This is a genomic window from Vibrio sp. MM46 (assembly GCF_027587135.1).
Taxonomy (GTDB): Bacteria; Pseudomonadota; Gammaproteobacteria; order Enterobacterales; family Vibrionaceae; genus Vibrio; species Vibrio harveyi.
Window position 1 is genome coordinate 54,806 of sequence record NZ_JAPPTO010000031.1, and the last position, 8,135, is coordinate 62,940.

At 41.9% G+C, this 8,135-nt stretch carries 6 protein-coding genes; all 6 read left to right on the forward strand.

Going from position 1 to position 8,135, the window contains the following annotated elements; all coding sequences use genetic code 11:
• The first annotated feature begins 3 nt into the window (after positions 1-3).
• Positions 4-1,515 (forward strand): type VI secretion system contractile sheath large subunit, encoded by a 1,512-nt coding sequence (gene tssC / locus OH459_RS24520; protein WP_269989179.1) that lies wholly within the window; start codon positions 4-6, stop codon positions 1,513-1,515.
• Between the two features lie 9 nt (positions 1,516-1,524).
• The gene (locus OH459_RS24525) at positions 1,525-2,322 is read left to right on the forward strand and encodes a type VI secretion system accessory protein TagJ (protein WP_017190828.1); all 798 of its coding nucleotides are present in this window, start codon (positions 1,525-1,527) and stop codon (positions 2,320-2,322) included.
• Between the two features lie 8 nt (positions 2,323-2,330).
• A complete protein-coding gene (tssE, locus tag OH459_RS24530; protein ID WP_017190827.1) occupies positions 2,331-2,795 on the forward strand; it encodes a type VI secretion system baseplate subunit TssE in 465 nt (154 codons plus the stop codon).
• Positions 2,792-4,615 (forward strand): type VI secretion system baseplate subunit TssF, encoded by a 1,824-nt coding sequence (tssF, locus tag OH459_RS24535; RefSeq protein WP_269989185.1) that lies wholly within the window; start codon positions 2,792-2,794, stop codon positions 4,613-4,615. The genes tssE and tssF overlap by 4 nt, the downstream gene beginning before the upstream one ends.
• Positions 4,612-5,577, forward strand: a complete 966-nt coding sequence (tssG, locus tag OH459_RS24540) for a type VI secretion system baseplate subunit TssG (RefSeq protein ID WP_029789717.1) — start codon at positions 4,612-4,614, stop codon at positions 5,575-5,577. The genes tssF and tssG overlap by 4 nt, the downstream gene beginning before the upstream one ends.
• A gap of 10 nt (positions 5,578-5,587) precedes the next feature.
• On the forward strand, positions 5,588-8,135 hold a 2,548-nt coding region (gene tssH, locus OH459_RS24545), incomplete at its 3' end, for a type VI secretion system ATPase TssH (RefSeq protein ID WP_269989188.1).

Consider the following 8,135-nt stretch of genomic DNA (forward strand, 5'->3'; position numbering starts at 1 on the left):
AAAATGACTAACGATACAGCGTTGAATTTCTTAGACCCAAGCGAGCTAAAGCATGAGTTTAGTCCGCTTGGGTGTGCGGAACTTAATAGTTACTGGATTACTCGGTTTGTCGAAACAGAAGATTCAATACACTCGGCAAAAATTTGGTTAGAAGGTACCAAAAGCAGAAGTGTTGCTGAATTTCGTCGCAGTTTGATTATGACCATCAATCAAATAGATCAATTGTTACAGAAACAACTAAATGAAATCATTCATCACCCGAGATATCAGCAGTTGGAGCGATCTTGGGTAGGGGTTAAGTATCTGTGTGAACAAACAGACGGTCAATCTGGTGAATTGGTAAAAATAAAGCTTTTATCGTCGACATGGGAAGAAGTCAGTAAAGATGCTTTAAAAGCAATCGAATTCGACCAGTCAGCTTTGTTTAAACTGCTTTACCAAAATGAATACGGCATGGCTGGAGGTGAGCCATTTGGACTGATAGTTGGTGATTATGAGCTTCGACATGACCCTAACCAAAACTACTTTGATCGGGATTTGTCGGTATTGGGTAAGATTGCCCAGACAGCAGCAGCTGCGTTTAGTCCTTTTGTCATGTCTGCGCAACCAAGTGTATTTGGGGTTGATCGTTTTTCGGAGTTGTCATCTACCACAGACATTACTTCTCAATTTGATCAAGTTGAGTATGGGAAGTGGCAACGCTTGAGAGAATCAGAAGATACAAAGTTTATAGGTATTGCAGCGCCTAATGTTCTTTTTAGGCAGCCTTATATCAAAGATGGTTCTCGGATAGAGGCGTTTGAGTTCGAGGAGACGATTGTTGAATCAGAACAAGAGTTGTTGTGGGGTAGCGCCGCTTTTTGTTTCGCCGCCATCGCAATTAGAACCTATCAAGAACATGGTTGGTTTACTCACATGAGAGGTGTGAAGCAAGGGGATTACACCCAAGGAGCCATTCTAGCTCCAACAAGAAGTTCTGTTCAGCTTATGAGTAAAAACACACGAGATAGGAGCCCTTTAAATCTGAAGGTATCAGAGCGTAAAGAGAAAGAGATATCCGATTGCGGTTTCATTACGATGTCACCTGTCGCAGAAACCGATTTAGTCGGCATGATATCCATTGTGTCTATCCATAAGCCGAAGTTATTTGAAGACCAGAACATAACGATGAACGCCAAGCTGACTTCGATGCTGCAATATACATTATGTGTATCTCGAATCGCACATTACATAAAGGTAATGGGAAGAGACAAGGTTGGTGGGTATCAAGATTCTGATTCAATCCAGCGGGATTTTCAGCAATGGCTTCACCAATATACAACTGCTTCTGATGAAGCTTCTGATGAACTCAGAGCAAAGTATCCACTCAACGAAGCAAAAATAACAGTTAAAGAAAAACGCGATTCGCCAGGGCATTACTTTTCAGTAGTGCATTTAAGACCTCATTTTCAACTCGATCAAATGGTTTCGGCGGTCAAATTAATTACGGAGTTATCACCGGAGCAGGTGGTGTAAGGGAACACGATGACAACATGGAAAAAAGCCTTATCTGAAGGTCAATTGCAGCAAGCTATTACTCTATTAATTGAAGAGATAAAGTCTGCCCCGAAAGATGCAAGCTTGCGAAGTTCGTTCATTGAGCTGCTTTGTATTAACGGTGATTTGGAGCGAGCGGACGATCAACTGATTCAATCGATCAAGCTATTTCCGGAATATTTGGCAGGTGCGAGTCAATTGCGTCATCTTGTAAAAGCGGCGCAAGCCCGTAAAGACTTTAGTGAGGGGGCAGCAACTGCGCAGTTTGTTGAAGGTGATTCAAAGGTTAACGAGTTGATCATCGAGTTGAATCTTGCCATCAAAAATAAAGACTATGAAAGTGGTTATGAGTTGGCGCAGCAGCTTGAAAAAGGAAGAACCACTAAACGCTTTTCTCAAAATGGAAGTATGACCGATGAGGTAAGGGATATCGACGACCGTTTGTCTGGTTATGTCGAGCTGTTTTCTACTGCGGGAAACTACTTTCTTGTCCCAATTAAAAATATTAAATATTTAGAAGTGAAGGATCCAAGCTCATTACTTGAAAATGTTTGGCGACCTGTGGAGTTTGATATTGAGGGTTTAGGTGAAGGAGAGGGGCACATGCCACTCACATACATAGACTCATCTACAGACGCCCAAAAGCTTGCCAAAGAAACGGATTGGATACAACTTGGCGCTAGCGAGTTGTTCGTAGGTTCAGGACAAAAGTGTTGGTTGGTTGGGGACAAAGCAGTACCTATTTTTGAGCTAAACCAATTGTCAGAAATCGCAGAGCTTGCATAGAGGTTTAGATGGCACTGGCAGCATCCTTACTTGATAAGCTAATCGATAATGATCCTCAATCCCGAGAAGATAAAGACTTTCCACTCACTCAACAGTTGCTGATAGACAATTTATTGAGAGATTTAGAGTCGATGTTGAACAGTCGGATTGGGTGGAGAGAAGTCCCGTTTGAGTTAAAAGAAGCGAATAAATCAATCTTAAATTATGGTCTGCCTGATTTCTCTTCAATGCCATTCAGTAGCCAGCAAGGACAAGGGCAGCTCTGCGGCATTGTAAGAGCTGCCATTCGTGAATTTGAACCGCGTTTATCGTCGCCGGTTGTCAATATACTGCAGGAAAAGAGTGCGGCAGATCGCACTTTAAGGTTACAGATAAATGCAACGTGCCTTATAGGAAATAGTGAGCGCGACGTGACGTTTAATACCGAAGTTGAACCCGTAAATTTAGGCATGAAATTGAGTAGAGCAAAATGAGCGAAGAGTTCTTGAAGTACTATAACCGCGAGTTGGCATATTTGCGCCACAAAGGGCAGGAGTTTGGCGAGCAATACCCAAAGATTGCTGCGCGTTTGGGTATTAACGAAGAACAAGTAGATGACCCTCATGTAGAGAGGCTGTTAGAAGGTTGCGCGTTCATGACGGCGCGAATTCGCCAGAGTTTGGATAACAGTTATCCGCAGTTTACTGAGTCTTTAATGGGGCAACTACACCCAGACTTTCATGCTCCAATACCCTCGATGTCGATCATCAGAATGAAGTGTAATGGGTCAACGTCATCACCCTTTGATATACCTGCTGGAGAAAAAGTAAAGATCAGTGCACCCGGTTTTGATGAGTGCGAATTTAAAACATGTTATGACACACAGATTTACCCTTGTGACGTTTCACAAGGAAGCTTTGATAATGCCCCTTTGGCATCGATAGGTTCTCGTTGGGAAACAAATGCGCACTCGATGCTTAAGTTGAGGCTAAATTCAAATGAGAGTGGGGCGACATTTGCTGGAATGGGGGTTGAGACGCTGCGCTTTTACCTGAATGGTCAAACTCAACTCACGCAAAGGCTATATCAACTTCTGTTCAAAAGTCTGATAGGCATATCGCTTTCAGCAAACGGCAAAGAAATTGCGTCATTAACACCACGCCACTTACACGCAGTGGGATTTCATGATTCTCACAAAGTCGTTCCCTATAGTAAGCGAAGCTTTTCATCCGCGAGGATGTTAGTGGAGTATTTACATTTTCCTGAAAAGTTTATGTTTTTTGAGCTGCAGGATCTCGCACTTGAAAAATTAGAGGTAGAAGGCGAGCTCGATATTAGTTTTTACTTTGATATCGACGATGACTGGTTACCAAAACAAGTAGATGAAGAAAGTGTGCTTTTAGGGTGTGTTCCAATCATTAACTTGTACGAAAGCACGATGGAGCCAACACGGTTAGAAGCTTCAGAGTATGAGTATCAGATGTCTCCTGGGCATCAAAGTGCTGATTGCAGTGAAGTAGTTGCGATCACGGATGTTACTTTGAATAACTGGAACAAGTCTTATAAGAACTTACCCAGTTACTTCGCTGGCGAGCATAACCATTATATGAACAAAAGTGATTTGTTTTGGGTAATGAGGCGAGAAGATAAGAACTGGGCGGGGGGATTTGATGAACCAGGTAGGGATATCTATATTTCTTTTGTTAATAAAAAACATCAACAGTTTGAATTCGATAGCCATGACAGTTGGTTACTTTCAGTTAAGGCAGAGTGTTGTAATAGAAACATGCCCCAAAAATTGCCTTTTGGTGGCGGTTTGCCAAACGTATTGCTACCAAAAGTAAGTGACAATTTTCAGCAAGTAAAATGTTTGGTTTCAATGACTGAAACAATCAGACCTGATATGGATGAAGGCAGCCGCTGGCAACTAACCAAATTATTAACGCTTTCCCACTTCACTGATGAGACTGGTCTAGCAACGTTAAAACAACGACTTAAACTCTATGCATTTGCGGGTACAGCTGAGACCAAAGCACTTATCGACGCCTTAGTAAAATTAGAATATCAACAAACCACAGGAAGGGTTAATGAACAGGGAAGAGTTGGTTTTGCTCATGGAGTAAAGCTGGTGCTTACCGTTTCTGATCAAATGCTATCTAAAGAGCAAACCTTTTTCTTAGGGTGCGTACTTTCAGTGTATTTTGCGCAATTTGCTGAGGTAAATATTTTCACACAGTTAGAGGTAAAGACGAAATCTACGGACAAAGTATTTCATCGATGGCCTGCAATGCTTGGTGAAAAGGTATTGTTATGAATGAGGTGGATTTTTTTCAACAATTGAAAAAGCGACCATTGTTTGAAGCGATTCACCTCATTGAATTGGGATTACTTAAAGGTGGGGCTCAATTAGGGAGCGATTCATTACCTAAAAATGAAAAGGTAGATCTAAAAGTAAACTCAACGCTAGGCTATGAAAACGCACAACTTTCCAATGTTCATCGCTCTGGCAACGATAGGCTGATACTAGAAACAAACTTAATTGGTCTGACAGGGGAACAGGGCGTGTTACCCCATCATTACAGTGAACTTGCGATTAGTCGTCAAAAAGAAGGCGACGGAGCGATGGTGGATTTCTACGATATTTTCAATCACCGTTTACTTTCGTTGTATTACCGTAGTTGGCAGTTGAGTCAGATATCAGTTCAGGCACATGAACATTCTAAAGGGGCTCGTTCCCCTCTCATAAACAGTCTCGAAGCTGTTTCAGGTCACTCTGACCACCTAATTAATCACTACGCCGGCTTATTTGCATCGAGAAACAGAAGTAAAGGCGCACTAAAAACCATTATTGAAGACCTAACAGGGTGTGACGTTAGGTTACACGAGCTTCAAGGGCAATGGTTACGTTTATCAAAGGAAGAACAGACGAGATTAGGTGGAAAGTCGACGCCGGAAGGACAATTTGCTCAAGTCGGTAGAGGCGCATCTATAGGCGCAAAGGCGTGGAACATAAATGCAGCAGTGATGATCGAACTAATACCAACGAGTACAGAGCAAGTCAGTCAGTTACTGCCCAATAACCCATACATAAACACAGTTAAGTCTTTGGTCCATGAGTATGTAGGCAAACATAAGTCCATTAAGTGGAAGCTCACTACACGTCATAAGTATTTGCCCAAGGTGTGCATTACTAAACGACATGGTCAACTAGGGATTGGTACGGTTTTATCTAAACATAAGCGAACTGAAGATCGCGAAATAACTATCACCATTTAAAGGAATCACAATGGCTTTACTATCACTTTCAGCGTTGGTCGAAAGGTTGTCTCCTGTCGCTAAAGAAACGCTTGAACAAGCGGCTGCAATGGCGAGTTCTCGTACTCATCATAGTATAGAGATGACCCACTGGTTGTTATCCATACTCCAGCATCCCGCAGAGATTTATGTTGAAGTATTTAAGAAGTTTAATGTAAACCCGAAACTGGTTGAAACACAGTTATTGTCGCAATTGGAAAAATACAAAACGGGTTGTGAATCGGTGCCGGGACTTGCAACCCACACTGTTACTGTGATGCAAAATGCAGTGATGATAGCAACAATAGAGTTTGACGCACATGAACTCAACTGTATCCATCTATTAAGTGCTTATCTATCGGATGATTCCTTAGCGAATGCGATAAATCAACCTTGTCCTGAATTAAATAAAATTGAAGTGACGACATTGCCTGCATTCAATGAATCGCAGCAGGTAGCAACTTCTGCAGCAAAACAAACTAGCACTGCCTTGGATCAATTTACTGTTGATCTTACAGCACAAGCTAAAGCAGGAAAGCTTGACCCAGTTGTTGGGCGTGATAACGAAATTCGACTCATGGTAGATATATTGCTGCGAAGACGCCAAAACAACCCAATTCTCACAGGGGAGGCGGGAGTTGGTAAAACGGCTGTAGTAGAAGGGTTAGCCCTAAAAATTGTCGAAGGTGACGTCCCTCCAGCATTGCAAGGTGTTGCTATTAAGTCGTTAGATATGGCTTTGCTACAAGCCGGAGCAGGAATGAAAGGTGAGTTTGAAAACCGCCTAAAAAACGTCATAAAAGAAGTTAATCAATCTGATACACCGATTATTCTTTTTATCGATGAAGCTCATGGTCTGATTGGCGGAGGTGGTCAGGCGGGGCAAGGTGACGCTGCTAATATTTTAAAGCCAGCACTCGCAAGAGGTGAGTTAAGAACTATTGCTGCAACAACTTGGGCTGAGTACAAAAAGTACTTTGAAAAAGATGCAGCGCTGACTAGGCGTTTCCAAGTGGTCAAAGTAGATGAACCCACTCCGGAAGTTGCAGTGGATATGCTTCGCGGTTTATTGAATGTGATGTCGAACCATCATGGCGTATATATTACCAGCCAAGCATTAGAAGCCGCTGTTCAACTGTCTTCTCGATACATCAATGGTCGACAACTTCCTGACAAAGCGGTGTCTGTATTAGATACAGCGTGTTCACGCGTAGCCTTAAGTCAATCTTCAATACCCGGTGTATTGGATAACAAGAAAAAGGCAATGCAGCTAAAACAAGCAGAATTAGAACAACTGATTAAAGAGTCTCAATTTGGTCGCGACCTTAGTGATGTGATAGAGAATATTCGAATCGAGATTGACCAGCTCTCTCACTCAGTACTTACTCTTGAGGCGCAATGGCAACAAGAACAACTTTGGGTTGAAGATGCAAAAGCCTTACGTAATAAAATCCTCCTATCTCCGTCAGATTCTGACAAAAAAAAATTGATCGAGATTGAAGAACAACTCGGTACGAATGCTCAGCCTTTGGTGTTCTCTCATGTAGGGGATGCATTGATCGCCGAAGTAATCTCTGATTGGACTGGTATTCCGCTAGGTAAGCTGCAAGATGACGAGATTAAGGCAGTATTGAACTTAAAAGAGAGTTTAATTAAACGAGTTGTAGGGCAAAATCATGCTCTTGAAACCATGTCGGAAGTGATTAAAACGGCAAGTGCCCAACTTACAGATGAATCGAAGCCAAACGGGGTGTTTCTGCTTATTGGACCAAGCGGAGTCGGTAAAACTGAATCCGCATTAGCAATAGCGGAAAAGGTGTATGGTAGTGAAGAAAACGTTACCACGATCAACATGTCAGAGTTTAAAGAGGAACATAAAGTCTCATTACTATTAGGCTCTCCTCCTGGCTATGTCGGTTATGGTGAAGGTGGTGTGTTGACGGAGGCGGTGAGAAGGAAGCCATACAGCGTCATTCTTTTAGATGAAATGGAAAAAGCGCACCCAGGTGTCCAAGATATCTTTTATCAAGTGTTTGATAAGGGAATGATCAAAGATGGTGAAGGTAGAGACATTGACTTCAAAAATACCATTATCATTATGACGGCAAATACTGGTACAGATACAACAATGTCATTGTTTGAAGACCCTGACTTAGCTCCAGATGTTGGCGCCCTAAAAAATGCGTTGAGAGATGATTTAATTGCGGACTTTAAACCTGCTTTCTTGGGACGTGTAAATGTCCTACCTTACTTACCACTAGACGAAACAGTATTGAAAAATATTACTCACCTAAAAGTAAAAAAAATCTCAGATAGAATTAGAAAAAACTATTCCTCAGAGCTGATAGTGAGTGATCAATTAATAAATAATATTGTTGCTAGTAGTAATGAATCAGGAAGTGGAGCAAGGGTCATACAAACAACCATTGAAAATACACTGTTGCCTAAAATATCGCATGAAATCCTTACGGCGATTCTTAAAGGTAAGAATTTTAAAGAGATTAAGGTCGAGGGTGAAGTTAATTCTTTAACTGTCTCAC